1 protein-coding gene is annotated in these 513 nt (G+C 34.7%); it reads right to left on the reverse strand.

Annotation, left to right across the window (positions count from 1 at the left end; all coding sequences use genetic code 11):
* Positions 1-214 precede the first annotated feature (214 nt).
* Positions 215-513 (reverse strand): hypothetical protein (locus DXA20_RS16305; protein ID WP_158577270.1); only part of this gene is annotated, 299 nt, incomplete at its 5' end.

The following is a 513-nucleotide window of genomic DNA, read 5'->3' on the forward strand; positions in this document are numbered from 1 at the left end:
GTCTCCATTTTCAAACACCTTCCATTTGTTTACTTGATGATCAAAATAGCATCCCATCGCCAGTGAACACCCTATTCCTTCATCCACTATAATATATGTATCTCTTAGTTTTTCTTTTAACTCATTTTTTCTCTTTAAAAACTCTTCTTTCTTCATAACTTCTTCACTTTTCACCTCACTAATCACACTAACATTCGCATATGATAAATTTATTTCACATATAGTTTGCCATTACATTCTCATCTAATCGTTTTAACATTTCCTTCTCCGGTTCATCTATATAATATATATCCGGATCGACCCTTAATATCTCATTTTCCGCATCCTGCTTATTTGTTGCACTCTCTATTACAAAGGCTCGTTTTTCTTTGATATAGCGTGGATGGCAGTACATCTTTCCATCACGACGAACAACATAATATTCCGTCCCTCTTTTCCCTTTTATCCATTCATCCGTAAAACCATTACAGAAAAATACCTGTCTGATTTTACTCGCCTTGCTTTCCATTTCAC

The sequence above is a fragment of the Roseburia sp. AM59-24XD genome (genome assembly GCF_003478445.1).
Taxonomy (GTDB): domain Bacteria; phylum Bacillota; class Clostridia; order Lachnospirales; family Lachnospiraceae; genus Jutongia.